This is a genomic window from Halonatronum saccharophilum DSM 13868 (assembly GCF_000517025.1).
Classification (GTDB): Bacteria; Bacillota; Halanaerobiia; order Halobacteroidales; family Halobacteroidaceae; genus Halonatronum; species Halonatronum saccharophilum.
The window spans coordinates 356,716-381,734 of the sequence record NZ_KI912095.1; the positions used below are offsets into that span (position 1 = coordinate 356,716).

General features: G+C 35.2%; 28 protein-coding genes. 2 read left to right on the plus strand and 26 right to left on the minus strand.

Annotation, left to right across the window (positions count from 1 at the left end):
- Nucleotides 1-93 precede the first annotated feature (93 nt).
- Nucleotides 94-1,686 carry a recombinase family protein gene (locus HALSAC_RS0108970; RefSeq protein ID WP_027339977.1) on the plus strand — a complete coding sequence of 531 codons (1,593 nt, stop codon included), beginning with the start codon at nucleotides 94-96 and terminating at the stop codon, nucleotides 1,684-1,686.
- On the opposite strand, the gene HALSAC_RS15515 is transcribed toward HALSAC_RS0108970, so the two are convergent.
- Nucleotides 1,661-2,776: a YifB family Mg chelatase-like AAA ATPase gene (locus HALSAC_RS15515; protein WP_084804410.1), complete on the minus strand. Its 1,116-nt coding sequence runs from the start codon at nucleotides 2,774-2,776 to the stop codon at nucleotides 1,661-1,663. The genes HALSAC_RS0108970 and HALSAC_RS15515 overlap by 26 nt on opposite strands.
- Before the next feature lie 325 nt (nucleotides 2,777-3,101).
- On the minus strand, nucleotides 3,102-3,455 hold the full coding sequence (locus tag HALSAC_RS0108980; RefSeq protein WP_027339978.1) for a YraN family protein: 354 nt from the start codon (nucleotides 3,453-3,455) through the stop codon (nucleotides 3,102-3,104).
- Between the two features lie 309 nt (nucleotides 3,456-3,764).
- Between HALSAC_RS0108980 and HALSAC_RS0108985 the strand changes: the two genes are divergently transcribed.
- Entirely contained in the window at nucleotides 3,765-4,076 is a 312-nt protein-coding gene (locus tag HALSAC_RS0108985; protein WP_027339979.1) for a hypothetical protein, read from the plus strand.
- A gap of 60 nt (nucleotides 4,077-4,136) precedes the next feature.
- On the opposite strand, the gene HALSAC_RS0108990 is transcribed toward HALSAC_RS0108985, so the two are convergent.
- From HALSAC_RS0108990 to trpS, 24 genes are all read right to left on the minus strand, one after another.
- Nucleotides 4,137-4,358 carry a hypothetical protein gene (locus HALSAC_RS0108990; RefSeq protein WP_027339980.1) on the minus strand — a complete coding sequence of 74 codons (222 nt, stop codon included), beginning with the start codon at nucleotides 4,356-4,358 and terminating at the stop codon, nucleotides 4,137-4,139.
- Between the two features lie 11 nt (nucleotides 4,359-4,369).
- Nucleotides 4,370-5,146 carry a ribonuclease HII gene (locus HALSAC_RS0108995; RefSeq protein ID WP_027339981.1) on the minus strand — a complete coding sequence of 259 codons (777 nt, stop codon included), beginning with the start codon at nucleotides 5,144-5,146 and terminating at the stop codon, nucleotides 4,370-4,372.
- Between the two features lie 115 nt (nucleotides 5,147-5,261).
- The gene (ylqF, locus tag HALSAC_RS0109000; protein WP_027339982.1) at nucleotides 5,262-6,107 is read right to left on the minus strand and encodes a ribosome biogenesis GTPase YlqF; all 846 of its coding nucleotides are present in this window, start codon (nucleotides 6,105-6,107) and stop codon (nucleotides 5,262-5,264) included.
- A 12-nt stretch (nucleotides 6,108-6,119) separates the two neighbouring features.
- A complete protein-coding gene (gene lepB / locus HALSAC_RS0109005; RefSeq protein WP_027339983.1) occupies nucleotides 6,120-6,617 on the minus strand; it encodes a signal peptidase I in 498 nt (165 codons plus the stop codon).
- 73 nt (nucleotides 6,618-6,690) lie between these two features.
- Nucleotides 6,691-7,035 (minus strand): 50S ribosomal protein L19, encoded by a 345-nt coding sequence (gene rplS, locus HALSAC_RS0109010; protein ID WP_027339984.1) that lies wholly within the window; start codon nucleotides 7,033-7,035, stop codon nucleotides 6,691-6,693.
- A gap of 121 nt (nucleotides 7,036-7,156) precedes the next feature.
- The gene (locus HALSAC_RS0109015; protein ID WP_027339985.1) at nucleotides 7,157-7,744 is read right to left on the minus strand and encodes an RNA methyltransferase; all 588 of its coding nucleotides are present in this window, start codon (nucleotides 7,742-7,744) and stop codon (nucleotides 7,157-7,159) included.
- Complete coding sequence (gene trmD / locus HALSAC_RS0109020) at nucleotides 7,737-8,483, minus strand: tRNA (guanosine(37)-N1)-methyltransferase TrmD (RefSeq protein WP_027339986.1); 747 nt, start codon at nucleotides 8,481-8,483, stop codon at nucleotides 7,737-7,739. The genes HALSAC_RS0109015 and trmD overlap by 8 nt, the downstream gene beginning before the upstream one ends.
- An 11-nt stretch (nucleotides 8,484-8,494) precedes the next feature.
- Entirely contained in the window at nucleotides 8,495-9,001 is a 507-nt protein-coding gene (gene rimM / locus HALSAC_RS0109025) for a ribosome maturation factor RimM (protein ID WP_027339987.1), read from the minus strand.
- Between the two features lie 83 nt (nucleotides 9,002-9,084).
- The gene (locus HALSAC_RS0109030; RefSeq protein WP_027339988.1) at nucleotides 9,085-9,315 is read right to left on the minus strand and encodes a KH domain-containing protein; all 231 of its coding nucleotides are present in this window, start codon (nucleotides 9,313-9,315) and stop codon (nucleotides 9,085-9,087) included.
- A gap of 35 nt (nucleotides 9,316-9,350) precedes the next feature.
- Nucleotides 9,351-9,614 (minus strand): 30S ribosomal protein S16, encoded by a 264-nt coding sequence (gene rpsP / locus HALSAC_RS0109035; RefSeq protein ID WP_027339989.1) that lies wholly within the window; start codon nucleotides 9,612-9,614, stop codon nucleotides 9,351-9,353.
- Nucleotides 9,615-9,727: 113 nt separating this feature from the next.
- Nucleotides 9,728-11,077 (minus strand): signal recognition particle protein, encoded by a 1,350-nt coding sequence (ffh, locus tag HALSAC_RS0109040; protein ID WP_027339990.1) that lies wholly within the window; start codon nucleotides 11,075-11,077, stop codon nucleotides 9,728-9,730.
- Nucleotides 11,074-11,475, minus strand: a complete 402-nt coding sequence (ylxM, locus tag HALSAC_RS0109045) for a YlxM family DNA-binding protein (protein WP_245579448.1) — start codon at nucleotides 11,473-11,475, stop codon at nucleotides 11,074-11,076. The genes ffh and ylxM overlap by 4 nt, the downstream gene beginning before the upstream one ends.
- 185 nt (nucleotides 11,476-11,660) lie before the next feature.
- Nucleotides 11,661-12,785: a signal recognition particle-docking protein FtsY gene (gene ftsY, locus HALSAC_RS0109050; protein WP_027339992.1), complete on the minus strand. Its 1,125-nt coding sequence runs from the start codon at nucleotides 12,783-12,785 to the stop codon at nucleotides 11,661-11,663.
- 15 nt (nucleotides 12,786-12,800) lie between these two features.
- Nucleotides 12,801-13,931: a hypothetical protein gene (locus HALSAC_RS0109055; protein ID WP_027339993.1), complete on the minus strand. Its 1,131-nt coding sequence runs from the start codon at nucleotides 13,929-13,931 to the stop codon at nucleotides 12,801-12,803.
- Between the two features lie 191 nt (nucleotides 13,932-14,122).
- Nucleotides 14,123-17,695 carry a chromosome segregation protein SMC gene (smc, locus tag HALSAC_RS0109060; RefSeq protein ID WP_027339994.1) on the minus strand — a complete coding sequence of 1,191 codons (3,573 nt, stop codon included), beginning with the start codon at nucleotides 17,693-17,695 and terminating at the stop codon, nucleotides 14,123-14,125.
- Between the two features lie 222 nt (nucleotides 17,696-17,917).
- A complete protein-coding gene (locus HALSAC_RS0109065) occupies nucleotides 17,918-18,178 on the minus strand; it encodes a stage V sporulation protein S (RefSeq protein ID WP_027339995.1) in 261 nt (86 codons plus the stop codon).
- A gap of 287 nt (nucleotides 18,179-18,465) precedes the next feature.
- A complete protein-coding gene (locus tag HALSAC_RS0109070) occupies nucleotides 18,466-19,479 on the minus strand; it encodes an elongator complex protein 3 (RefSeq protein WP_027339996.1) in 1,014 nt (337 codons plus the stop codon).
- Nucleotides 19,472-20,203, minus strand: coding sequence for a pseudouridine synthase (locus HALSAC_RS0109075; RefSeq protein ID WP_027339997.1), 732 nt, complete (start codon nucleotides 20,201-20,203; stop codon nucleotides 19,472-19,474). Before HALSAC_RS0109075 ends, HALSAC_RS0109070 begins: the two co-directional genes overlap by 8 nt.
- 68 nt (nucleotides 20,204-20,271) lie before the next feature.
- Nucleotides 20,272-21,402: a D-alanyl-D-alanine carboxypeptidase family protein gene (locus HALSAC_RS0109080; RefSeq protein WP_027339998.1), complete on the minus strand. Its 1,131-nt coding sequence runs from the start codon at nucleotides 21,400-21,402 to the stop codon at nucleotides 20,272-20,274.
- Between the two features lie 56 nt (nucleotides 21,403-21,458).
- Nucleotides 21,459-21,875, minus strand: coding sequence for a GerW family sporulation protein (gene ytfJ, locus HALSAC_RS15520; protein WP_035571567.1), 417 nt, complete (start codon nucleotides 21,873-21,875; stop codon nucleotides 21,459-21,461).
- Complete coding sequence (locus HALSAC_RS0109090; RefSeq protein ID WP_027339999.1) at nucleotides 21,853-22,503, minus strand: DUF2953 domain-containing protein; 651 nt, start codon at nucleotides 22,501-22,503, stop codon at nucleotides 21,853-21,855. The genes ytfJ and HALSAC_RS0109090 overlap by 23 nt, the downstream gene beginning before the upstream one ends.
- Nucleotides 22,504-22,681: 178 nt before the next feature.
- Complete coding sequence (scpB, locus tag HALSAC_RS0109095) at nucleotides 22,682-23,242, minus strand: SMC-Scp complex subunit ScpB (RefSeq protein WP_027340000.1); 561 nt, start codon at nucleotides 23,240-23,242, stop codon at nucleotides 22,682-22,684.
- Nucleotides 23,226-24,002, minus strand: coding sequence for a segregation and condensation protein A (locus HALSAC_RS0109100; RefSeq protein ID WP_027340001.1), 777 nt, complete (start codon nucleotides 24,000-24,002; stop codon nucleotides 23,226-23,228). The genes scpB and HALSAC_RS0109100 overlap by 17 nt, the downstream gene beginning before the upstream one ends.
- 12 nt (nucleotides 24,003-24,014) lie before the next feature.
- The gene (gene trpS / locus HALSAC_RS0109105; protein WP_027340002.1) at nucleotides 24,015-25,001 is read right to left on the minus strand and encodes a tryptophan--tRNA ligase; all 987 of its coding nucleotides are present in this window, start codon (nucleotides 24,999-25,001) and stop codon (nucleotides 24,015-24,017) included.
- Nucleotides 25,002-25,019 lie beyond the last annotated feature (18 nt).

A 25,019-nucleotide genomic window follows, 5' to 3' on the forward strand; every position in this document is an offset into this window, starting at 1 on the left:
ACTATTTTATTATAAGTATATAAGTAGCCTTTACTAAATTATTACTGTAATATTACTGTAACTTAAAATTAATTAATATAAAGGAGTGATTTTATGAAAAATGGTATAGCTTATATACGAGTATCTAAAGCCAGGGCCAATATGATTACCCAAGATACTCAACTTGAAAAAATTGAACAATACTGTAGCTTACATGATATAGAACTACTGAGCACTTATATGGACTTAGACTTCTCTGGTAGATCTACTAACCGCCCAGATTTTCAAAAGTTATTTTATGATATTGAAAATGATAATATAGATGTTGATTATCTATTAGTGTACAAACTAGATCGCTTTGCTAGATCAGTTAATGACTTTCATGAATATATGGATATTTTAGATAAACATGATATTAACTTTGTTTCTATCACTCAACACTTTGACACTTCTACCCCTATGGGTCGCTTGGTAAGAAATATACTTGTTGATTTTGCTCAATTTGAATCGGAAATGGTTGGAGAGCGTGTTAGAGATAATATGCTTCAAAACGCTCAAAACGGTGTATGGAACGGTGGGCCAGTCCCCTTAGGGTTTAGCCTTAATGAAGATGAAAAAGGCCCTAATATAATACCTAATGGACGAGCTAAAGACATTATAAAGTTTTATAATTGGTACTTAGAATCAGATGGAACCATAAGAAATAATTCTATGCGGGCCAACAAACAAAGAATTCCTTCCTCTACTGGTTCTGTATGGAACCCAAATCAAATGAGTAGAATATTAAAAAACCCTATTTATTGTATAGCTGATAAGGAATCAATCAAATATTTTGAAGATCAAGGTTTTGAAGTGTTGAATAAACAAGCTAATGATGGTAAAAGAGGGTTTATTAGATATAACCGTCGTAAGCCAACAGGAACTACTTCTGTTGTAAGAGATAAGTCTAAATGGCTTATAGCAGTTGCTGAACATGAAGGTATTGTACCATCTGAACTATATATCAAAGCTCAAAAAAAACGAGATAAACGAAAAAATAAACCTGTTAGGGCAGGTACAGGTAAAAGTCTTTTAGCGTGGTTAACTAAATGTAGTAAATGTGGAAGAGCTATGACCTATAGCTATTCATACTCTAAGCTTGCTGATGGTACTAAAAAAAGATATAACTATTATAAATGCAGAGGTAAGCAGCAACAGGGAACTATTACTTGTGAAGGCCAAACTGTTAAAGCTGAACAGTTAGAAAAAGTAGTCTTAAATAAACTTCACTCTTTATGTAATGACAATGATTTCTTAAATGGATCTCGTGGTAAAATCAATTCTTTGTCTGAACATATAAATCAATTAAAAGAACAGAGAAAAGAAATCAACTCTAAAATAAATCAATTAATTTCCGAAGAAGAAAACTTAATCAATACACTTAAAAGAAGCAATTCCGAAAGGCTGTTAGTTATAATTGAAGAAAAAGTTGAGGAGTTAAATAAGAGTAGGTTAGAATTAGAAGCTCAGTTAGAAGAAATTCAAACTCAACTATTAGATTATGAAGCTGAAGAATACAATAAACAAATTATACTATCTCATCTCAGAGATTTTAATAATAGTTTTGACAGTATGAGTTTTGAGGAAAAAAGAGAGTTTTTACAATCTGTTATAAATAAAATTATCTACAATGAAGGCGATGTTAAGCTGGAGCTCTTTTTTTCGTGATAAAGGGAGGGGTTTTCATTTGCATTTTTGTAATGAACGGGCAAGGGTTTAAAGCTCCGATCAGAGTAAAGCGAGCAGGATAATTTAAGGTTGTCAAGGCTCTAGAGATAGTAACCTCTCCCTCTTCTAAAGGTTGACGCAGAACTTCTAGGACACTCTTCTTAAACTCTGGTAGTTCATCTAAGAAGAGTACTCCATTATGGGCCAACGTCACTTCACCAGGCTTTGGTATCCTCCCTCCACCTATCAAACCTGCATTGGAGGTAGTGTGATGGGGGCTTCTAAAAGGAGGTTCTGCAATCAAATTATCGGTCTTAGGTAATCCACCGACAACACTAAAGATCTTTGTTACCTCAATAGCCTCCTCCTTAGTCAAAGAAGGTAATATAGTAGGAAAACGCTTTGCTAGCATAGTCTTTCCTGACCCAGGCGGGCCAACCATAATCAGATTATGACCACCTGCTGCTGCAACCTCTAAGGCCCTCTTGGCATGTTGTTGGCCTTTTACATCAGAAAAATCAACTTTAAACCGACTGGCAGCTTTAGGCTCAAATGAAGTCTTTAGACCTTTTATACTAATATCTCCATTTAAATAACCTATAGTCTCTTTTAAAGACTCTACAGGAATAATCTCTAACCCTCCTATCAAAGAGGCTTCCTTAGCATTCTCTTTAGGAAGTATAATCCCCTTCTTAGCTCCTTCTTTAGCTGCTAGAGCCATTGCTAGAACACCTTTTACCCCTCTAATCTCACCATCTAAAGATAGCTCACCAATTAAAGTAAATTCCTCTAACCTTTTTTCATCTATAAAACCCATTGCCGACAACATACCTACTGCTATAGGCAGGTCAAAGGTTGCCCCTTCCTTCTTTATATCAGCAGGAGCTAGATTAACAGTTATTCTCTTAATGGGAAATTGATACCCCGAATTCTTAATAGCAGCCCTTACCCTCTCCTTTGCTTCTTTAACAGCCACATCAGGAAGACCTACTATATTAAAAGCCGGCAAACCCTTAGAGAGATCAACCTCAACCTGTATCAGATACCCTTCCACCCCCAAAACGCCATTACTCTCTGCTTTTGCTAACATTTCTCTCCTCCTTATCTTAAACTTAATAGTAATAAAGCGAAGCTTTATTACTGGTGATGAGTAATCAGTAATGGGTAAAACCTTAAAACCTCAGACCCCATCCCCCTTACGAGTTTCAAGAAACTCTTTATGGTTATTATCTTCACCAAAGTGATTGTGAAGATAATTTCCCTCCCCCCTCTCTTCAGAGGAGGAGAGGCTGGTTTTGCACGGAGTGATCGATAGACCCGAAGGGGGGTAGGGAGGTGAGGTGTGAGTTCTTGACTTTACTCATTACTCTTCACTCATTACCCATTACTAGTGGCACGATAGTGCCACTATACTACTAATAAATAACAATATTCTTAAACAATTCTATCTCCTCACCAAAAGAAGTCTTAGATATTGCTACAAGATCAAACCTTGTATCTACTTCTATTCCCTTTTGAGTTATGTAATACTTAGCTACTCTAGTTAGATTCTCTTTTTTTCTATAATCTATCTGTTCACTAGGAGACATAAAGCCTCTCCCCCTAGTCATCTTTACCTCTACAAAGGCCAAACATCCTCTATCCCAAGCAATTATATCTATCTCACCCCAACGACACCAAAAATTCTCCTCTACTATCCTATAGCCTTTAGAGATTAGATAGTCTTTGGCCCTTTGCTCTCCCCTTCTTCCTAATTCTCTTTTATTCATTCACCTTACCTCCATTACTATATATTATCCACACAAGGAATAATTATACATATTTTTACTTAGAGTTGAGCATCTTCATTATTAAAGCAATGATTAATTTAAAATAATTGTACTTATTTTCTCAAATATGCATATACTAAATGTAAAGGTAATCTTCTAGATTACCTTTCACTATAGATAGCCCCCTTCTCCTAGGAAAAGGGGGCTTTTCTATTTCTAAAACAACTTAGAATAATAACTCTATAGATATTAACGAATTAAGTTATCTATGGTATAATATAGATATACACCTACAAAGGAGGATCAGAAATGGTAGAAATGGAAGATATGGACTTTGAAGTTGATAATTATATTGAAGAGAATTTAGAATGTTCAGAGGTCCTAGCAGATTTCTTAGAGATAATTACCTTACTATTAAAAGAAGGTACTAAATCTACAGTTGAAAAGGTAGAACCTGAAGATTTATACGAAGAAACAAATAAAGAGATTTATGGTGTAGAATTAAGTATCTCTTTGCTTCTATCCCACGAAGGCTATGCACAATCAGAAATCTTCCTTTTTAATACTGAAGAAAGAAGAGATAAATTCTATTATTATCTTATTAAGATAATAAAAAGTTGAACTACAAAAGCTAGTAATTATCAAATTCATCATATTACGTTGAATTTGATAATTACTAGCTTATACTTTTACATCTATAGTATTTAGATTTTCTTCTTCTCCTAGAAGCTTAAATAAGAGTTTCCCCTTATACCACCCTTTAACTCTGACCTTTATCTTTTCTCCTTCTTTAAGGTCTGTCATAAGCTTAACTTCAATTGCTCGATTAGAAAATTTAACTATTGCACTATCTCTCTTAACCTCCAAAACAGTACCAACTAAGGTGTCTCCTTCTTTAATCATCCTACCTCTCCTTAGCTAAATTTACTTACAATCTTAAAAGATTTTCTATGTATAGGCGTTGGCCCGTGCTCTTTTAATGCCTCTATATGATAAGCAGTCCCATAGCCCTTGTGAGATGAAAAACCATACTCAGGATACTCTTTATCATACTCTAACAACATTCTATCTCTAGTTACTTTAGCTACTATAGAGGCTGCAGCTATAGAAACACTATTAGCATCACCTTCAACTATACCCTTTTGAGCAATAGCTATTCCAGGCAAAGTCTCAGCATCTATCAATAGATAATCAGGATCAACTTCTAAAGAACTTATTGCTTCTTTCATTCCTTGATAAGTTGCTTGTAAGATATTAATTTCATCAATCCTTCTATTATCAACTATCCCTACACCTACACCCAAAGCCTTCTCTTGAATAATCTCAAATAACTCTTCACGCTTGCTCTCTGATAATTTTTTCGAATCATCTAAACCAGGTATATAAGTGTCTTCATCCAATATGACTACAGCTGCCACTACTGGCCCTGCTAAAGGTCCACGACCAGCCTCATCAATTCCACCAATCAATTTATAGCCTCTTTCTCTTAACCCTTTCTCATACCTGCTCATCTGCTCAAACTTTTCTTTAAGCATCTGCTCTCTCTTTCTAGCTTTGAGTATACTACTGCTTATCTTTTGTACACCTTTGCGCGAATCTAAAGCTAACTTCTCGATAAGATCATCCGAAATAACCTCTAAATTAGAGACTGCCTCTTTAATCTCTTTAATTGTCATACTAGCAAAATCCATCCTCTCACTCCTTAAAAACCAGTTAATAAAGAACATTAAATATTTAATAAATAAAATCAAAATCTAGAATATTCTCTATTGTCTGCCCTTGACCTTAACTGTCAATTATCAATTATCAATTATCAACTGTCTCTAAAGTTAATCTTCCAAATTTACCTTCCCTAAACTCTCTAATAATTATATCTGAAACTCTTTCTCGATCTATACGCCCACCTGATTGTAAACAGCCTCGCTTACGTCCAATATCAGCTACTAACTCATAGGTATCAGGGTTTACATAATCTAAGTTAAAACGTTCTTCTATCTTTTGGGGAGCGACATCAGTTAATATCTGAAGTAATTTATAAGCTAAAAGCTCACTATCAAATAAAGTCTCCTTAATAGCACCTGCTAAAGCTAATTTAAACCCTACCTCTTGATCCTCAAATTTAGGCCATAAAATTCCAGGTGTATCTAATAACTCAAAGCCCTTTCTCAACTTCACCCATTGTTGGCCCCTAGTTACACCAGCTTTATTTCCAACTCGAGCACTCTTTTTATTACTTAAACTATTAATCAATTGAGACTTACCTACATTGGGAATACCGACTATCATCATCCTTATATCTTTCTTAGTACGCCCTTTTTCTTCCCATTTCTTCATTTCCTCTTCCATCAAGTCTTTACTGACTTTAATGATCCCATTTACCCCTTTACCAGATAAAGAGTTAACAGTTAAGGTTGGAGCAATATTTGAGAAATAATCCTCCCACCTTTGAGTCTCTTTAGGATCAGCCAAATCTTCTTTATTTAAAACAATAATCCTATTTTTACCTTCTAAAAGATCATCTATATCAGGATTTCTACTACTTAACGGAATCCTAGCATCTAAAAGTTCAATTACTACATCTATTAAACCAAGTCTTTCACTAACCTTTCGCTTAGCTTTTACCATATGACCTGGGTACCATTGAATTGTCATAATTACTACCCCCTAATTAATTAAGCTGATCCTATTTAAAGGCCAAAAGATAACAAATGCCCTACCAACAACCTTTTCTTCAGGGACAAATCCCCAATACCTGCTATCCTCGCTATTATTTCTATTATCACCAAGCATAAAGTAATGACCTTCTGGAACAACTTTAGCTGGAAAATCTGCATAATTTCTCTCTAATAGATAGTCCTCTTCCAATACTTCTCCATTAATATGAACCACACCATTTATTATTTCCACTTCATCCCCTGGCATACCAATTAACCTTTTAATGAAGTTACGCCTAGGATCAACTGGATATTTAAAGACTATAATTTCCTGGCGTTTAGGCTCAGTAAATCTATAAATGAATTTATTTACTAAAATCCTATCTCCAGGCTCTAATAGAGGTCTCATAGACCCAGATGGAATAAAAAAGGCCTGTACCACAAAGGTAATTATTAAAAAGGCAAGAATAATTGAGATAATTAAGGATTCTAAATACTCTCTAATCATAGATAACACCTCCACTTATATAAAAGAGGACAGGCTAAAAGCCAGTCCCCTAATAATAGTCTTTGCAACTTAATTAAAATCTCTTTTCTTTTACTTGAGCAGCCTTACCTCTACGTTCTCTTAGGTAATATAGCTTAGCTCTTCTTACATCTCCACGTCTTACAACTTCGATCTTAGCGATCTTTGGAGAATGTAATGGGAATACACGTTCTACTCCAACTCCAAAAGATATCTTACGAACAGTGAAAGTCTCTTGAATTCCTCCACCCTTCTTCTTGATTACGATACCTTGGAATACCTGAATTCTCTCTTTTCCACCCTCTTGAACTTTTACATGAACCTTAAGAGTATCACCAGGGCCAAAAGAAGGAACTTCTTCTTTTAATTGATCTTGCTCTATAGCTTTAATCAAATCCATCGTTATTTGCCTCCCCTCTCAAGACGTTCTTAACCACTTTTCTGGACAGCGGACCGCCTGTTTTCACACTGAATCATTATAGCATATAATTAGCAGTATTACAAGAACTTTTTCTCTTTAATTACTCATCACTATTACTATACCATCCTTCTCCTAAGAGCCTATCCATAATAATAGAAGCAGCACTTCTTACAGATAGATGGTTATAATCTACTGGCCCATAGATAGGCTCTAAGATATAATCAGTAGATTTCATAACCTCTTTGGTAAGACCCCATCCAGTTCCAAGAAGTATCAGATAAGGCTTATCTCCGCTTTGAATTTTGGCCCTTAAGTCTTTGTATCCAATTGTATTAGGATAGATCCTAGCATCAGTAGTTACTAAGATAGGTTCTTCTCCTTCTACCTTCTTAATATCTTCAACTGCATCTTCTAACTCACTTCTTACATCTATTACACTAAAGGCTTCTTTTCTATCTGGATTGTATTGGGCTCCAAAATCACCAGTCCAATAATCTTTCATTTTATTGACCATATCCTGTTGACTTTGGAGGTGATTTACTATGTAATACTTTTTCACACCATAAGTTCTACTTGCTCTAGCAATATCATGGAGGTCAAAATTTGTTACTGTAGTAGTAATTACCTCCATCTTCTTATTGTAAATTGGATTATGTATTAATGCCAAATAAAATCTTGGATTAGCCATTGGCCCCCTCCTCCATCTCTTTCTTTATCTCTTCTAATAGCCCTTTATCCTCTTTGGACAGCTGAACCTTTTTTAAAAGCTCAGGCCTTCTTAGTAGAGTCTCTTCTAAGGCTTTTTTTCTGCGCCAAGTAGCAATCTTTCCATGGTTACCACTTAAAAGAATATCTGGAACCTCTATTCCTCTATAAGATTGAGGTCTTGTATAATTAGGAAAATCTAAAATCCCATTATAAAAAGAATCTTCTATTGCCGATTCTTCACTTCCAAGAACTTCAGGTACCATCCTAGAAACTGCATCTATTAAGACCATAGCTGGTAACTCTCCACCAGTTAAAACATAATCACCAATTGAAACTTCATGGGTAACTAAATTATCCCTAACCCGCTGGTCGATACCTTCATAATGTCCACACAAAAGTACTAATCTATCTTCTTTAGCAAATTCTTTAGCCATCTTTTGGTCTAAAGTCTTTCCTTGAGGAGTTAAAAAGATTAAAGGAGTGCCTTCCTCTATCTTCAAATCATCTACCGCTTCAAAGATAGGTTCTGGTTTCATTACCATCCCCGCTCCACCACCGTAGGGGTAATCATCAGCCTGATTATGCTTATCTTTTGTATAATCTCTAATATCTACTTTATTTATAGAAATAAGCTCTCTCTCCCTAGCTTTATTTAGTATACTAGCACCGAGTACACTATCAAACATCTCTGGAAAGAGAGTTAAAATATCGAATTTCATCTATATCCCACCTACCTTAAACCTGGAATCATTTTAACAATCATCTCTCTTTTCTCCATATCAACAGATAAAACCACATCTTTAATGGCTGGCAAGAGAACCTCTTTATTAGCATTTTTAACAACATAAACATCGTTGGCCCCTGTCTCTAAGACCTCTGCTAATATACCTAAGTCCTCGCCTTGATCTGTATAAACTTGAATACCTACAATATCATCTATATAATAAGTAGCTTCAGGAAGATCAACTTTATCCTCATCCTTTACTTTCAAGAAGAATCCCTTATGTTCGATAGCTATACCAATTTCATCAAAACCTTTAAACTTTAAAATAACAAAATCTTTATGATACCACATATCCTCTACAAAGACCTCTTTTTTGATTCTATTTTTTATTAGATAAAGAGAATCTAACTCTTCAAACCTTTCAATGAAATCAGTCAAAGGAGCAACTCTAACCTCTCCTTTATTACCTTGATGACGAATTATCTTGCCAATTGTAGTTAACTCTTCTCCCATAACTACTCTCCTTTTCATTATTATATACTTTTTATTATAAATTATAATTAAAGAGCTAGAGTTAGCCTCTAGCTCTGCATTAATCAGTCTTTAATTTCTACTCTTACCTGCTTCTTAGCTTTAGTTGCTGCAGCCTCAATTAGGGTTCTGATGGCTTTAGCCACCCTTCCCCCTTTACCGATGACCTTACCCATATCTTCATCAGCAACTCTCAACTCTAAGATAATAGACTGTCCTTCTTCCCTCTCCTTAACGGAGACTTCTTGAGGATTGTCCACTATATTTTCAGCAATAGTTCTTAGTACCTCTTTCAAAGAGAGCACCTCCAATTAAGTTAAAGACCTCTTTTTTAGTTCTTTTCAGCAAATTTCTTCATAATACCTTCACGCTTAAAAATATTCTTAACTGTATCGGAAGGTTGAGCACCTTTACTTAGCCATTCTATTGCACTTTCTTCATTAATCTTAACTGTTTCTGGCTCAGTAGTAGGGTTATAGAATCCTACCTCTTCGATAAATCTACCATCACGAGGAGATCTAGAATCAGCAACAACTAATCTATAAAAAGGATTTCTCTTAGCTCCCATTCTTTTTAGTCTAATCTTAACTGCCATTATTATTCACCTCCTTTATAGTATATAGCTTCTAGCTTGTGGCTACTAGCTAAATTACTTAAGTATATATATTATTATAACTAGCTGCTAATACCTAGCAGCTAATAAATAACTTACATAAAAGGTAGTTTAAATTTACCCTTCAATCCACCTTTTCCACCTAGACCTTTTTGCATTTGGCCCATCTGTTTCATCATCTTTCTTGTCTGCTTAAACTGCTTTAATAGTCGATTAACATCTTGAACTTTTGTTCCACTACCTTTAGCAATTCTTCGCCTTCTACTTCCATTAATCATCTCTGGATTACGACGTTCTTCTATGGTCATAGAACTGATAAGAGCTTGAATCTTATCTAACTCTTTTTCATCCATATTGATATTCTTTAACTGCTTACCAACACCAGGTATCATCCCTAAAACCTCTTCTAAAGGTCCCATATTTCTCACCTGGTTCATCTGATCTAAGAAATCCTCTAAGGTAAACTCTTGCCTTCTTAATTTCTCTTCTAGCTCTTTTGCTTTCTGAGCATCTATCTGCTCTTCAGCTTTTTCAATAAGAGTTAGAACATCACCCATCCCCAAAATTCTTGAGGCCATTCTATCTGGGTGGAATGGCTTTAGATCATCTAACTTCTCACCAAAACCTCCAAATTTAATAGGCTTATTGGTTACAGAACTGATTGATAAGGCTGCCCCACCACGAGCATCACCATCTAACTTAGTCAAAATTACACCGTCAACACCTAGCGCTTCATCAAAGCTTTGGGCAACATTCACAGCATCCTGACCAGTCATTGAATCAACAACTAATAGTATCTCATGTGGCTTAACCTCTTTTTTAATATCTTTAAGCTCATCCATCAATTCCTCATCTATATGCAATCGACCAGCAGTATCTATAATCACAACATCATTACCATTTGACTCTGCATTACTGATTGCTGCTTTCGCAATATCGACTGGACTCTGCTTATCCCCCATAGTAAATACAGGTTGCTCAACTCTCTCTCCTAGTACCTGTAGCTGTTTGATAGCAGCAGGCCTATAGATATCTCCAGCTACTAATAAAGGGTTCTTTCCTTCCTTCTTTAGAAGCTTAGCTAGTTTACCTACAGTGGTAGTCTTACCGGCACCTTGTAAACCTGCCATCATAATTACTGTAGGAGGGTTGGAGGCAAAGGTTATCTTACTCTGCGATCCACCCATCAAATCTGTTAACTCTTCATTAACAATCTTAATAACCTGTTGGGCAGGAGTTAAACTACCTAAAACCTCTTCTCCAACAGCTCTTTTTTCTATCTTTTTAATAAACTTCTTAACAACCTTAAAGTTAACATCGGCTTCTAACAAAGCCAATTTAACCTCGCGCATTGCTGCTTTAACATCCTTCTCCGATAACTTTCCTTTACTCTTTAATTTATCAAAAGCACCTTGTAACTTGTCTGCCAATCCTTCAAAGATCACACTAATTCCCCCTCTTGGTAAGCTTTTAGTCTAATTAAAATATCCTTTAAATCCTCTAGCTCTTCCTTTTCCAATCTGGGTTCTATCCTTTTTCTTATATCTTCTAATTTTTCTATCTCTTCTTCTATTCGTTGATAGTGTTTTAGTAATTTTAATTTTTCTTCATAGTCTTCTAAAGCTTCTTCTGAGCGCTTTAGATTGTCATAAACGCCTTGTCTACTGATCCCTTTCTGCTCTGCTATCTCACCTAAAGATAGGTCATGATAGTAATAGAGCTTAACAAACTCTTGTTGCTTTTGAGTCAGTAGCTTCCCATAAAAACTAAACAACTTCCCAATCCTAACAACCTTGTCAACACTTAACAAAAAACCACCTTCAATCCTGTTAAGTAATTTCACTTTACAGACATAACTATAACATAGTAACACATAGTTGTCAATTATTTTTTTATTGCCTTTATCCTGTGAAAATCAAAGTGCTGCTCAATAGGTAATATAGTGTCAGTTTTAGAGTTAAGATCAAAAGATTTTTTTACCACTAATGAACTGAAGCTTTTTACCTTAACTATCAATTCTCAATTAATCTATTCCTCGCCATCAAATAGTGCATTGATAAAGCTCTCTGGCTCGAAGTCTTGTAAGTCCTCTGCACCTTCACCTACACCGATTAGCTTGATTGGAATACCTAGCTCCTCTTTAATAGCAATTACTACTCCACCTTTAGCCGTTCCATCTAGTTTGGTTAAAGCAATTCCATCAACATTTACAGCTTCGTTAAATAGCTTAGCTTGGGAGATTGCATTCTGCCCTGTAGTGGCATCTAAGACTAAAAGAACCTCAACTCTCATATCACCAGCTTCACGATCGATTACCCTTCTTACCTTCTTAAGTTCTTCCATTAGATTAGACTGAGTATGTAACCTTCCAGCAGTATCTACTATTAATAAGTCAACCTCTCTAGACTTAGCTGCTTGTACTGCATCATAGGCTACAGCTGCAGCATCAGCACCCTCTTGGTGGGATATTATATCTATCCCAACCCTTGAAGACCAGACCTTAAGTTGATCAATTGCTGCTGCTCTAAAGGTATCTCCAGCGCCTAAAAGTACTTTCTTATCCGCAGCCTTAAACTTTTGTCCAATTTTTCCAATAGTAGTTGTCTTTCCGGCCCCATTAACACCTACTACCATCAAAATAGTTGGCTTATCCTCTTCTTCTTCCTCTTCTTGGTTTAATAACTCAATTAACTGTTCTCTAAATATATTAGTAAGATCACTTGGCTCTTTAATCTTCTCCTCCTGAGCCTTATCCCTCAAATCATCTACCAACTTCATAGTTGTATTCACACCTACATCAGCTTGAATCAATATCTCTTCTAACTCTTCATACAATTCATCATCAATACTTGAAAACCTACTAAAGAGATCTTCAACCTGAGATACAAAACCTTTCCTTGTCTTGGATAGCCCCTTTTTTAACCGGCTAAAGAAACCAACTTTCTCTTCTTTTTCTTCTACTTCATTAAGCTTTTGTTCAGCTTTTTCTCCAACCTTTTCCTCAATTTTCTCTTCAACTTCGACTTCCTCTTTCTTCTCTCCTAGATCTTCTTCAATCTCTTTTATTTCTTCTACTACTTGTACTACTTGCTCATCTACAAGCTCTTCTTTCTTCTTTTTCTTTCTACCTAAACCAAATATCTTCTTTAACATAATCTTCACTCCCCACTATTTCATCTCAATTGGTTTACATAAATCTGTATATTCTTGGGCGATTCCAAATCTCCTCTTTCTTATCTCTGTCTCTTCTTCTGGAGTTTGGGCCAAATAATACCGTTGACCAACCTCTTCATACTCATCGGCAAGGTTAGCAACTTCAGGACGAAGTTCAATAACTGTAGCCCCTCTAATGTTACCATCTTTATCATGACCAATAGCAACTACCGGTCTCCCCCAAGTTCCCGGGCCAGCCATGGCATCACCCATATGCATTACACCTGTTCCACCTGGATGTGTATGTACTATCACTACGTTGTTAGGAATAACTTCAGTATAAGCTTCCTTTAGAGATAAGCCTGAGATATCTGTATAACTTGAGGCAAGCATCCTCGATGGTACATAACCCATACCACCAACTACAATCTCACCTTTTTGTACTATATGACCATCCTTTACCTCTCCAATGGCTGCTACCTCTCTTCCTTGCTCAACCTGAGTAGATTTATCTACTAACCTTTTAGCAAAACCTTCATCTATAGAATCAACTTCAACAGTTGGAATCTCCCAATCACTTTTTACTAGAGATAATTCTACATCCCTTTCTTCAATATCAACAACCTCTAACTCTTCACAAACATCTAAATAATTAAGTTGAAGGTTGAAAGACTCTCTTAAGATATCCCTCTCTTCTTCCATAGTATTGGCTGTTAACCTCTTTAATTGAATATTTTCTGAGCTGGTAGAGAGATCAAATAGCTTCTTTTGAGGATAAATTAGACCTACCCCAGCTGCTTTACCCATCTTCACCCCTATACTTACTAGAGGAAGATTAAAGATATCAAGACCACCAGTTCCAACAATTATCCCTGTCTTTCCAGGGTTAGTGGTAATTATCACTGCATTATCAGGCAGTTGATTAATTATCTCTAAAAGAGACTCCCCTTCTACCTTTACTAATTTAGATAACATCTTTCTATAAGGAAGGCCAGATATACCCCCATCTACCAAATCTGTCAATGCATCTATGTACCCTTCATCATTTAAAAAACCAATAGCCCCAGCGGGTCTTCCTTGGCTTAAATGGTTGCTTCTTTCTACTAATCTATCTACTACAAATTTTCCTATACCTTTTACCTTCATAATTTCCTCCTTTTATTATTAGCTATATGATTTATGCTAATGATTTTTATCTTCTTAAAACTTCAAGTGCAAAATCACCCGTACTGACAAAGGCAGTATTCTAGAATCAGAAGTCTGGAATCTGTACAGATCAAAGTCAAGGACTTAAAGATTTTGAACTTGCTTATTCTTCGTTCCCAATTCCTAAATTCCTACTCTTCATACTCATCCAAATCATCCATCCTCAAAGAGACCATCTCTGAGACTCCAGACTCTTGCATTGTGACCCCATAAAGAGCATTTGCTGCTTCCATAGTTCCTTTTCTATGAGTAATGACAATAAACTGAGATATCTCAGATAATCTCCTTAAATAAGCTGCAAATCTATTAACATTAGCATCATCTAAAGGAGCATCCAACTCATCAAGGACATAGAAAGGGCTTGGATTTACCTTTAGAAGGGAAAAGATCAAAGCAGTAGCTGTTAGAGCCTTCTCTCCTCCTGACATCAAAGATAGCTTCTGTAACTTCTTCCCTGGTGGTTGGGCATTAATCTCAATACCTGTCTCTAATAGATCATCTTCATCCTCCAAAGCTAATTGAGCTCTTCCTCCACCAAATAGATCAACAAAAATCTCCTCAAACTGTGCTTTAACTTGTTTAAATGTCTGAGCAAACTTTTCCTTCATCTCCTCTTCCATCTCACTTATTACCTTCTCTAAAGATTCTTTGGCTTCTACCAAGTCATCATGCTGCTCCCTTAAAAAATCAAACCTTTCCTTTAAACTCTCATATTCCTCAATTGACGTTAAATTAACAGGCTCTAAGCCCTTCATCAACCTCTTTAACTCTTTAATCCTCTTCTCTACCTTGGAATAGTCATCAATTGCTACCCTGCTTTCTACAGCTTGGCAGGCCTCTAAATCATATTCTTCTCTTAATCTCGACTCGGTATTCTCAACCTTGACCTTTAACTGGGCCAACTCCACTTCAACCTTATTATAACCTTCTTGAAGTGAATTAAATTGTTCTCTTATCTCTTTAGATTCTTGCAAAAATTGAGCTATCTGTCCATCAGCCTCTTTCTTCTTATCTCTAAAGCCATCTAGTCGGTTCTTCAGTTCAAAGACCTCTTGACTTTTAAGCTCGCGATCTTTATGTAATTGAGATCGTTGGTCCTCTAGATCTTCATCTTTATTTTCTAGCCTTTTAATGCTTGCTTCTCTCCTTTGAATTCCCTCTTTAGCACCTTTAATAGATCTCTCCTTAAGGCTAATATCTTCTCTTAGACCTTCTTTTTCCTTACGCAATGAAGCAATCTCAACTTTTAAGTCAGTAATCAACTCATTGCACTCTTCCTTCTTAGCTTGATTAGCCTCTATATTATCTTCAAGCTCTTTGATTATCTCTTTAATATTACTTCCATCCTCATTAAGGTCCTCTAAAGCCTTAGATAGTCCACCCTTTTCTACTTCTAAACTATCTATTTTATCCTTTAATTGAGATGACCTCTTATCTTTCTCATCAATCTCCTTATTTAAACGATCTATCTCTTTAGTATAACCTTCTATGTCTTTAGAATAGCCATTCTTCTCTATCTCTAAAGAATGAATATTTTTGTTCAACTCTTTAATCTCTCCTTCAGCTTCTAAGAGTTGACCTCTCTTCTCTAAGCCAGCCTCCTCTAACAACTTTAACTCCTTAGATAAACCTTTTAAAAGCTCATCTAATTTTTCAATTTCTCGAGAACGACCTAAAAGGTTATTATTTTGATTTCTACTACCTCCTGTCATAGCTCCACCAGGATTAATTAAATCTCCTTGTAAAGTTACAACCTTTACCCTCTTATTTGTAGCCTTAGAGACCTTAACTGCCACATCCATATCCTTGGCAATAATAACCCTTCCTAAAAGGCTCTCAAAGACAGGTCTATACTTTTGATCATAGCTAACTAAATCCTTAGCTATCCCGATTACACCTTCAATATCTAAGGCACCCTTCTCTTTATTATTTAAATAACGGCGACTGACTAAATTAATCGGTAAGAAGGTAGCCCTACCCATTCTATTCTTCTTCAAATAATTAATAGCCCTCTTTCCTACCTTATCATCTTCAACTACTATGTTCTGGAGGCTACCACCTAAGGCAATCTCAATTGCTGTATCATATTCCTTAGGAGTATTAATAAGCTCTGCTACTACTCCACAGACCCCTTTAAAATCATTATTACCTTTAGTTGCTTTTAATAGATTCTTAACCCCTCTATAATAGCCTTCATAATTTTCTTCCATACCCTTTAAGACCTTAAATCTAGACCTTTTACTATTATATTTACCCTTTAAACTTTCATAACCTTTTTGCAAAGTATGTAAATCACTCTTTAAACTCTCTACCTTAACTTCTAAATCCTTATGTCTTGCGCTTAAAGTATTTAATTTATCCTTTGTCTCCTCTAAACCCTCTTGCCCTTCTCTTCTAATGCTCTCTAGATCCTTGATATCTCTAGCTAATTCTTCTTTCTCTTGCTTTAGCTTATTAATATCCTCTTTATCTCTTTGGATCTCTCTGTCCATACTCTTTAATCTATGCCTTTGATCACTTATCTTATCAACCTGTTTTAATCTATTTCCTTCTATCTTACTCTTTTGAGATAGATAAGCAGCCAACTCTTCTTGTATCTGATTAGCTAATGATTCTTTAGCCCTTAAATCCTCTTCCTTCTTTTCAATTAACTCCTCTAACTGATCTTCCCTAATTTTCTTATTATCTAATTCTTTAGTATTTAACTCTATATTACTATTTAAAGATACAACTTCTTTATTTAAACGTTTCTTCTCTCTAACGAGGTTATCTTTCTTCTCCCTAGCTAATTTAAGCTTATTTTCTATCCTCTCTACATTACTCTTTGCTTCAAATATCTTATCCTTCTCTTGGTCAATCTTAGTAGTTAACTCTTCACTTTGCTGCTTGTACTTATCCATCTTTAGATCATATTCACTTACTGCAGCCTTGGCTTGAGTTAATTTATAAGACAAAGATTGTTTCTCCCTTAGCTTTTCATCTAGCTTATCATCAAAGGTATTATACTTATTAAGTAATAGATTAACCTCTAGCTCTTTTAGTTGGCCCTGATAATCTTTATACTCTATAGCCTTTTTGGACTCCTTCTTAAGCGGCCCAATCTGTCTTTCTATCTCACTAATAATATCTTCTATCCTCTGTAACTTCTGCTGAGTATTATCTAGCTTCCTTAATGCCTCTTCTTTCCTACTCTTATGTTTTGTAATACCTGCTGCTTCCTCGAAAAGCTCTCTTCTATCTACAGAACGCTCACTTAAAATAGCTTCTACCTTACCTTGTCCAATAATTGAGTAAGCATCCTTACCAACTCCAGTATCCATAAATAATTCTTTAACATCCTTTAATCGACATATATTATTATTAATTAAATAATCGCTATCTCCACTACGACTCACCCTACGACCTATTGTTACTTCTTTATAATCAATAGGCAAATCTCCATTTCTATTATCTAAAGTCAAATAAACCTCGGCAATACCCAAGGCTCTCCTATCCTTACTACCAGCAAAGATTACATCCTCCATCTTTCCACCACGCAAGGTTTTAGCACTCTGTTCACCTAAAACCCACCTAATAGCATCCGAAATATTACTCTTCCCACTACCATTAGGGCCAATGACTCCAGTAATAGCGGGCTCAAAATCTACCTTAACCTTATTTGCAAAGGATTTAAACCCTTTTATAGTTATCCGTTTCAAAAACACAAAAAATTCCTCCTCCACCAATAATACAAGTCCACCTTATATTCTATCATAAGTTTGTCAAAAAATAAATATAAGCACAAATCCTCCCCTTATTAGGAGAGGATTTTAAAATTATAAATATAATAATATGCTTTAGAGAAATTTCTATCTAACAGATAATCATCAACAAATATTAAACAATTTAAAAAACTTTTATTTTTCTAAAATTATTCTTTTTTCCCGTTACCTTGGTTCTACAATGAATTTAATTGCTGTTCTTTCTTGCCCATCAATTTCAATCTCAGAAAATGCGGGAATTGCAATTAAATCTATACCATTAGGTGCTATAAAGCCCCGTACAATTGCAATAGCCTTAACAGCTTGATTGATTGCACCCGCTCCAACGCCTTGCAATTCTGCTCTTCCTTCTTCTCTTATTACAGCAGCTAAAGCCCCAGCAACAGATTTTGGCTTTGATTTTGATGATACCTTCAACATTTCCATATTTCTTCCTCCTCAACTTTTAGTAGATTAATATATCTCTTATGTTAATATATATTAACTAGTCTACTAAAATATTCATATTTAAAAATTTTTTTGAGGATTTATAGTAATAAAGCGTCACTTTCGTGCCACTAGTAATGGGTAATGAGTGAAGAGTAATGAGTAGAGTCAAAATCTCAAAACCTCTTATAAGTCTTAGGTAACAAAGGGGTTTCTGTTTTCTTAAGGTTTTACCCATTACTCATTACTGATTACTCATCACCAGTAATAAAGCTACGCTTTATTACCTATAACGCTTCCACAATAACACTCCCGCGTTCTAGGGTATCATCTCTTTTTATTATTATCTCTTCTATAGGATATTTATTATTTAAAGTATCTATATTATGATTCTTTTGACCCCTAAGGTTAGATATATCCTTAGAATTAACAGTAATAGTTAGAGTTTTAATAGGATTATCATCTATTTTTTCCTCAACCTTTTTTAACATAATTCTAGATTCTACAATCTGTCTAAAGGAGGGATGGAAGGGTCCAGCTATCACCTCATCATCATTTACACCTTCTGAAGGCTGTAGACCGACCCTTATAACCTTTATTTGAGCTTTGTTTAACTCTTCTAAAATAGTAGAACTAATCTCTACTCCATCTTCTAGGGATAAAGGGATATAGTGTCCACTCTTATAAAGAGAAGCCAACTGAGTCCCCTTTATAACCAAGGTAGGATATATTCTAACAAAGTCTGGCTTTAGTTGAATGATCTCCTTTACTGTTTGAAAATCAGATTCCCTACTACTACCAGGTAGTCCAGGCATAATCTGTAGTCCTAATTGAAAATTATATTCTTTAATTAAATCTACAGCCTTTAAAACCACCTCTCTATTATGACCTCTCCCAGCAGCTTTTAAAACCTTCTCATCTAAAGACTGTACTCCTAGCTCTATAGCTGTAACACCATAATCCTCTAAGTAATCTAAAACCTTTTCATCTATGTAATCAGGACGAGTCGATAACCTAACTCCATTTATATCACCTTTTAATAATTTATCTTTAGCTGCTTTTAGTAATTCTCTTTGATAAAGAGGGTCAATCCCTGTAAAACTTCCACCATAAAAAGCTACTTCAATGTTGTTGGCCCTTTTAGGTATGGTCTCTAGATAAGAATCAACCTTCTTGATCACTTCAGCATAACCAAGGCCTCTTTTAACCCCTGTTATTTCCTCTTGATTGCAAAAAACACAATCATGGGGACATCCTAAGTGGGGTACAAAGATAGGAATAATATAATTCCTCTTACTCATTCTCTTTAACCCTCTTAGCTATCTCTTTTAATTTATTGACTTCCCAGCGCTTTAACCTCCTATAAGAACCTAACTTTAAATTGTCATCCAACTCCAAAGGTCCCATCTTAATTCTCTTCAATTCTAAAACTGGGTATCCTACCGATTTAAGCATCCTCTTTACTTGATGTTTCTTACCTTCATGAATCTCTAAAGATACAATAGATTTATTTTTATAATCAACTACTAACCTAGCTTTAGCTGGAGCAGTCCATCCATCATAAAGCTTGATCCCTCTCTCTAAAGCATCTAGGGCACCTTGATTTGGAACCCCCTCAACTGTTGCTATATATTCCTTACTTACCTGATGACTTGGGTGGGTTAGAGCATAGGCTACATCTCCATCATTTGTTAAGAGTAATAGACCCTCTGTATCATAATCCAACCTACCAACTGGATAGACCCTCTGCTTTACCTTAACTAAGTCTAAAACTGTTGCTCTCCCCTTTGGATCATCGGCAGTAGTAATATAACCCTTTGGTTTGTTTAAAAGAAGGTAAACCTTCTGTTCCTTATTTATTTCTTTACCATCTACCTCGATCCTATCCTTATTAGGATCTACCTTAACACCTAATTCCTTTACTAACTTTCCATTTACTTTGACCCTACCTTCTGTAATTATCTCTTCACTTTTACGTCTTGATGCCACTCCTGCTTTTGCCATTACTTTCTGTAATCTGTCCATTCTAATATCACCTCAACTACTTTTTATCTTTCTTTAAAGTTATTCACGATAAGAGTTCAGGTTCCTTTTTAAAAATAAATTTGTATCCTTGAGGTGATTATCTTCCAAAATCTATTGATAGCTGATTCTTCAACATCTCTGTCACTTATTATATCTACCTTTCCTATTAATTGGCCCTCGTTATTATAAAAGGATATATTACCCATCTTATCTCCTCTTCTAATAGGAAGGGTATAATTATAAACTCTTAGAGACCTCTTTATGTTAACTTCCTCCCCCTTAGGTATGACCACCTTAAAGTCTTTATCAGCTATTAGATCTATCTTTTCACCTCTTCTTAATTTAATTTGATGAACAACTTCACCTTTATCAATTAGATCTACTCTATCATAATTATCAAAACCATAATTTAATAAAGCTAAAGACTCACCCCACATATCACCACTCTTTAAAACTACACTTATCAACCTTCTACCATTTTTTGTTGCAGAGGCTACTAAGCACCTTCCTGCTGCCCTAGTATAACCTGTCTTTACTCCATCTACTATATCTGATCTAGTTAACAATCTATTTGTATTCTTTAATATCCTATCCCAACTATTACCGGGCCAAGATATCCTCTTTTTCGGGGTTGCAACAACCTCAGAAAAGAACGGGTTCTGTAGTGCATAACGCGTAATCTGGGCCAAATCATAGGCTGTAGTCAAATGCCCTTCTTGTGGTAGACCATTAGGATTTTTGAAGGTAGTATTTAGAGCTCCAACCTCCCTTGCTTTTATATTCATCATCTGAGCAAAGTCTTCTACTGATCCCCCTATATGTTCAGCAATGGCTACTGCTGCATCATTTCCAGACTTAACCATAAGACCATAGACCATTTCTCTTAAAGTTAAAGTCTCACCTGGCACTAAATATATAGAAGACCCTCCTTCATAAGCAGCTCTAGGACTTGCTGTGACCTCATCTGATAAATTCCCTTGCTCTATTGCTAAAATTCCTGTCATTATCTTTGTAGTGCTAGCAGGAGCCCTTCTCTTATGAATGTTTTTTCCATAAAGAACCTCTCCTGTATCCCCATCAATTAAGATTGCTGCATAAGAACTTATACTTGGACTAGCAAAAACACTGATATTTAATCCAATATTTAACAATAGACTTACTACTAAAATCAAAATTATCCTTTTACTTGCTTTATTCATAAAAAACACCTCCATTGTTTCAAAAGAAAAGTGAAGGTTACCCTCCACTTTAGAAGCTAATAAGTCAAGTCTACCTGCCTATCACTATTTTTCTTACCACTATAAACATCAGCAAACTGATCGATTAATTCAGGTACTAAATTAATCAAACGCTCTATTCCAGCCTTATTATTAACTGGTAAAAGCCTTACCTGTTCTTTATTAACAACTAAGAAAGCCATTGGCTGTAACATAACTCCAGCACCACTACCCCCACCAAACTTTGGAGTATTACTCTCATCATCTTTTTTACTCTTTAACTTATATTCGGCACCACCAGCAGCAAAACCAAAGTTGACTTTGGAAATAGGAATTATAACATTTCCCTCTTTAGTTTCTACTGCATCACCGACAATTGTATTGACATCTATCATCTCTTTAATATTCTCCATTGCAGTAGACATTAATCCTTCAATGGGATGTTCTTTGCTCATATTTTCTCCTCCTCTTTTTTATCTTTGACGAAACAATAGTAAAACCTATACGTATAATTTTTCCTAAATTCAATTTAAATATACCTTTTATTTCAAATTTCAAGGGGGAGGAACCATCAAAATCGGGACATATTTCAAATACAGGGTCTTTTTCTAACTTTAGATTATTACTCATTAACCCAACAACTGAGCCTTTAAGCCCCCATAACAAACCAGTAATTATTCCAGTATAAGCTGGATTACTAAAACCAAAACTACTCCTCCAAAGGAAATAATCACAGTTATTTACTTTTTCAAAAAAAAATCGAATTAAATTTGGGTCAATATCTAAACGATTGAAAAATATTTTAATATCTTCTAAACTTTCCTTCTCCCCTAAACTTTCCTCTGCACTTATCCCCTCTTCAAAAATACTTTCAAACTCTCCTTTGAATTCTAAATTTGATAAAGAAAAGCACTCTTCTATATTAAGATAAGGAATTTTAACTCTATCATTAATTATCATTAGCATTCCACTTACTTTGATATGTAAAGATTTGTTCTTCTGTTTGCATATTAAATCCATTCTTAACTTTACTGGTATAAAATAAAGAATGATCAAGGCTAAGATTATTAATATAAGTATCATAAAATCATCCTTTCAAATGTTAGGAATCTGGCAAACCATTAATCCTAAAGGTTTAGATTTTAACGCTCTATTTATTCCTGATTACTTATTCCAGATTCCTGTAATAAAGCTATACTTTATTACTATAAAAAAAAGAACTAGATATCAATTAAGATACCTAGTTCTGGAAAATTTATTCTTATTTTTTGAATACCTCTTCTTCTAATTCTTCTTCGTGAAGTTGAGTAAACTCTTGGGGTAAAGGTAAATCTTTAAGATCATTTAGCCCCATATACTCTAAAAATTGATCAGTCGTCCCATAAATAATTGGATTACCTATAGTATCTTTCTTACCTTTTTCCTTTATCAAACCTCTTTTTTGTAGAGTCTTTAAAGCCTTCTCTACATTAACCCCCCTAATCGCCTCAACCTCGGCTCTAGTAATAGGTTGTTTATAAGCTACTATAGTTAAAGTCTCTAATGCTGCCTGGCTTAGAGAATTGTTCATTTCTGGTTTATGCAGCTCTTTAATAAAGGGTTGATATTGCTCCTTGGTCTGCAATTGATAACCTTTATTAACCGTTACCAATTCAATACCCTTATCTGCCCCTTGATACTCTTTCTTTATCTTATCTAAAGAATCCTTAACTTCTTCTTTAGTTATACCTAAGACATCTACAATATCTTTAAGCTTTAAAGGATCTGTACCCATAAATAATAAAGCTTCAACTGCTCCTCTTATCTCATCCGCTTTTAACATTTAAACCACTCCCCAGAAGGTAAATTCTTATATCACTAAAACTATCCTCCTGCTTAATCTTGATCTCTTTTAATTTTATTAATTCCAATAAAGCCATAAAGCTTACTACTACCTCTAACCTAGTTGTAATGTCTGAAAATAAGTCTATAAAACTGACTTCTCCACCTCTAATCATTAACTCTTTAATAATATATCCTTCTTGTTCTTTAATAGTAACCTTCTCTCTTTTAATTTGAGGAATCTCAGGTACCTCTTCCTCCTTTTTAGCCTCTTGCCTTCTCTTTTTTCTTCTCTTTAACACCCTTTGAAAAGCAACTATAAAGTCTTCTAATTCAACATCTTCTAATGGATTTACACTTTCAAACTCTAAATTAGCCAATAAAGGTGCTACATTTCTAGTATAAGACTTGCGCTTCTTAACTTCAAAGTCCTGTAATTGACTAGCTAATTCCTTATACTTCTTATACTCTAATAACCGCTCTACCAGTTGCTGACGAGGGTCAACCTCATCCTCTTCTTCATCACTCTTCTTTTTTGGTAATAGAGTTTGGGCTTTAATCTCCATTAGTCGAGCAGCCATCACCAAGAATTCACTAGCAACCTCTAAATCTAGCTGATTCATCTCTGTAATATAATTTAAATACTGCTTTGTGATATCAGAAATTCTAATATCATAAATCTCCACCTTATCCTTCTTCAATAGATGTAACAATAAGTCTATTGGCCCTTCAAAGGCGTCTATTCTAACTTGATAGCCCATACTCTATCACTCCTATTTTAGATTCATTGCCTTTCTTACTTCTTCTAGAGTCACTTTGGCAATTTCACGAGCCTTATTAACACCCTTCGCCAAAATCTCATCAACAATCTCTGGGTTCTCTTTTAACTCTCTTCTTTTTTGGTGGATATCCGATAAATAATCAGTAATTGAATTTGCTAATGTCTTCTTGCAATCCATACAACCAATCTGAGCTTTACGACAGCCTTTATCTATCTCTTCTGCCTTATCTTCAGTAAATATTCTATGATATCCAAATACAGAACATACTTCTGGGTTACCTGGGTCATCTAATCTAATCCTATCAGGATCAGTTACCATCTTTTTGACCTTATTCTCTATCTCTTTAGGGCCATCACTTAAATATATAGCATTACCATAACTCTTACTCATTTTTCGCCCATCTAAGCCTAATAACTTCTTGATCTCAGCAAGCTCTGGCTCAGGCTCAGGGAAAGTTTCTCCATAAAGATGATTAAATCTTCTTGCTATCTCCCTACTTATCTCTATATGAGGAAGTTGATCCTCTCCAACAGGCACCTTATCTCCCTTGAAAGTTAATATATCAGCAGCCTGTAATACAGGGTATTCTAAAAGGCCAAAGGGAATAGAGTCCTTTACTCCTAACTCCTGGATCTGATCCTTATATGTAGGGTTTCTTTCCAATCTAGATACAGAAACGATCATAGATAGTAAAAGGTTTAACTCTGCAATCTCTGGTATATGGGATTGAACAAAGATAATACTCTCTTCTGGATCAATTCCAGCACTAATCCAATCTATTACCTGCTCTCTAATATTCTCTTGCAGTTCTTCAGTCTGATCAAATTTGGTAGTTAGAGCATGCCAGTCTGCCACCTCAAAGATACAATCATACTCCTTTTGTAACCTCTTCCAATTATCTAAAACTCCTATTAAGTGTCCTAAGTGCAATTTACCTGTAGGTCGCATCCCACTTAAAATAGTACCTTTCTTACTCATAACAATTCCTCCCCTAAA

Bases quoted from the DNA above. Each gene is read 5' to 3' on its own strand.
- HALSAC_RS0108970 (WP_027339977.1), top strand. From the start codon at position 94: ATGAAAAATGGTATAGCTTATATACGAGTATCTAAAGCCAGGGCCAAT.
- HALSAC_RS15515 (WP_084804410.1), bottom strand. From the start codon at position 2,776: ATGTTAGCAAAAGCAGAGAGTAATGGCGTTTTGGGGGTGGAAGGGTAT.
- HALSAC_RS0108980 (WP_027339978.1), bottom strand. From the start codon at position 3,455: ATGAATAAAAGAGAATTAGGAAGAAGGGGAGAGCAAAGGGCCAAAGAC.
- HALSAC_RS0108985 (WP_027339979.1), top strand. From the start codon at position 3,765: ATGGTAGAAATGGAAGATATGGACTTTGAAGTTGATAATTATATTGAA.
- HALSAC_RS0108990 (WP_027339980.1), bottom strand. From the start codon at position 4,358: ATGATTAAAGAAGGAGACACCTTAGTTGGTACTGTTTTGGAGGTTAAG.
- HALSAC_RS0108995 (WP_027339981.1), bottom strand. From the start codon at position 5,146: ATGGATTTTGCTAGTATGACAATTAAAGAGATTAAAGAGGCAGTCTCT.
- ylqF (WP_027339982.1), bottom strand. From the start codon at position 6,107: ATGACAATTCAATGGTACCCAGGTCATATGGTAAAAGCTAAGCGAAAG.
- lepB (WP_027339983.1), bottom strand. From the start codon at position 6,617: ATGATTAGAGAGTATTTAGAATCCTTAATTATCTCAATTATTCTTGCC.
- rplS (WP_027339984.1), bottom strand. From the start codon at position 7,035: ATGGATTTGATTAAAGCTATAGAGCAAGATCAATTAAAAGAAGAAGTT.
- HALSAC_RS0109015 (WP_027339985.1), bottom strand. From the start codon at position 7,744: ATGGCTAATCCAAGATTTTATTTGGCATTAATACATAATCCAATTTAC.
- trmD (WP_027339986.1), bottom strand. From the start codon at position 8,483: ATGAAATTCGATATTTTAACTCTCTTTCCAGAGATGTTTGATAGTGTA.
- rimM (WP_027339987.1), bottom strand. From the start codon at position 9,001: ATGGGAGAAGAGTTAACTACAATTGGCAAGATAATTCGTCATCAAGGT.
- rpsP (WP_027339989.1), bottom strand. From the start codon at position 9,614: ATGGCAGTTAAGATTAGACTAAAAAGAATGGGAGCTAAGAGAAATCCT.
- ftsY (WP_027339992.1), bottom strand. From the start codon at position 12,785: ATGTTAAAGAAGATATTTGGTTTAGGTAGAAAGAAAAAGAAGAAAGAA.
- HALSAC_RS0109055 (WP_027339993.1), bottom strand. From the start codon at position 13,931: ATGAAGGTAAAAGGTATAGGAAAATTTGTAGTAGATAGATTAGTAGAA.
- HALSAC_RS0109065 (WP_027339995.1), bottom strand. From the start codon at position 18,178: ATGGAAATGTTGAAGGTATCATCAAAATCAAAGCCAAAATCTGTTGCT.
- HALSAC_RS0109070 (WP_027339996.1), bottom strand. From the start codon at position 19,479: ATGAGTAAGAGGAATTATATTATTCCTATCTTTGTACCCCACTTAGGA.
- HALSAC_RS0109075 (WP_027339997.1), bottom strand. From the start codon at position 20,203: ATGGACAGATTACAGAAAGTAATGGCAAAAGCAGGAGTGGCATCAAGA.
- HALSAC_RS0109080 (WP_027339998.1), bottom strand. From the start codon at position 21,402: ATGAATAAAGCAAGTAAAAGGATAATTTTGATTTTAGTAGTAAGTCTA.
- ytfJ (WP_035571567.1), bottom strand. From the start codon at position 21,875: ATGAGCAAAGAACATCCCATTGAAGGATTAATGTCTACTGCAATGGAG.
- HALSAC_RS0109090 (WP_027339999.1), bottom strand. From the start codon at position 22,503: ATGATACTTATATTAATAATCTTAGCCTTGATCATTCTTTATTTTATA.
- scpB (WP_027340000.1), bottom strand. From the start codon at position 23,242: ATGTTAAAAGCGGATGAGATAAGAGGAGCAGTTGAAGCTTTATTATTT.
- HALSAC_RS0109100 (WP_027340001.1), bottom strand. From the start codon at position 24,002: ATGGGCTATCAAGTTAGAATAGACGCCTTTGAAGGGCCAATAGACTTA.
- trpS (WP_027340002.1), bottom strand. From the start codon at position 25,001: ATGAGTAAGAAAGGTACTATTTTAAGTGGGATGCGACCTACAGGTAAA.